The following is a 1,023-nucleotide window of genomic DNA, read 5'->3' on the forward strand; positions in this document are numbered from 1 at the left end:
AATTAACACCATGCTGACTAATTAGTAATCACCTGTAAGTATAAAAACGATCAAATTCAATAACTTAGCGAAACCAATAATAAAAAAATTGATCAATATCAGTAACTTAGCTAACATGGGAGTGCAGTGTAAATACTCACTGCCTTTGGGTTGTGATTCAACACCAGGGAAAACGTCATTGCTGAGGTTAAAGAATATGGTCGAAATCAGCGAAACAGAACTAATAAAAATGTTTGAAAGGGTCTTAATCCTTTCAAAAATTGATAGTTCAAAAAGCGTAGCCATTCTAAAAAACAAATATTCTGAGCCTCAGGTAGTCAGTGCCGCGATTGCATCTGTAACATCAATAGGCGCCAAATTCTACTTAGTCGAACTTATTGAAGATGGCGAAAATCCAAATCTGCCTCATCAGTTTACTATTCAAGATGGCAGTCGAGTACTGATAGGCAATGAAATCGCTAAAGAGATTCTAGATCACGTCGATCTGGTTTTTGAAACTCAAGAACCCATTCTAGAGGATCCGTAGGCGTATTTCACTGAGGTTACATTCAGGAGAGTAAATGAATACCAATGAAGCCGACATTCTCTACGGCGAAGCATGCAGAATAATAGGAGAAAAAGCGTTTGCTTTTGCCCAGGAAGGGATCGAAACCAATAAAGCAATAATTGCCAACTCATTACGTGAAGAATTACGCCAGGTTAAAGAAAGTCGCATCCAGGAACGAAAGTCACTAATACTCGCAATACAACTATTGGAAGGTTCAATAGAAAATGAAAGCGTCGCCAAAAACGACAGTAAAGCTCAAAAAGATAATATTTCGGCAGCAAGGGAAGAAAAGGAAAAACACCGTTGATTCACGCATAAAGCTTAACAATGCGGGGCGATGAGGCTAAGGATTAATGTCAATATTTGTCTGCCTCTTGAGAGAACGTGGCGAGAATCCATACAAAGCCTGCGTTTTTTACTAAGAGAGCAAACAGTGAATATAGGATAACTCCTAAATAAGATAATAACTTAAATAA

At 37.9% G+C, this 1,023-nt stretch carries 2 protein-coding genes; both read left to right on the forward strand.

What is annotated here, in order from left to right; all coding sequences use genetic code 11:
- Nucleotides 1-196 precede the first annotated feature (196 nt).
- The gene (locus tag BS639_RS24585) at nt 197-526 is read left to right on the forward strand and encodes a hypothetical protein (protein WP_055782805.1); all 330 of its coding nucleotides are present in this window, start codon (nt 197-199) and stop codon (nt 524-526) included.
- 34 nt (nt 527-560) lie between these two features.
- Nucleotides 561-854 (forward strand): DUF2767 family protein, encoded by a 294-nt coding sequence (locus BS639_RS24590; RefSeq protein ID WP_055782802.1) that lies wholly within the window; start codon nt 561-563, stop codon nt 852-854.
- Nucleotides 855-1,023 lie beyond the last annotated feature (169 nt).

The organism is Rouxiella silvae, assembly GCF_002093625.1.
GTDB lineage: Bacteria > Pseudomonadota > Gammaproteobacteria > Enterobacterales > Enterobacteriaceae > Rouxiella > Rouxiella silvae.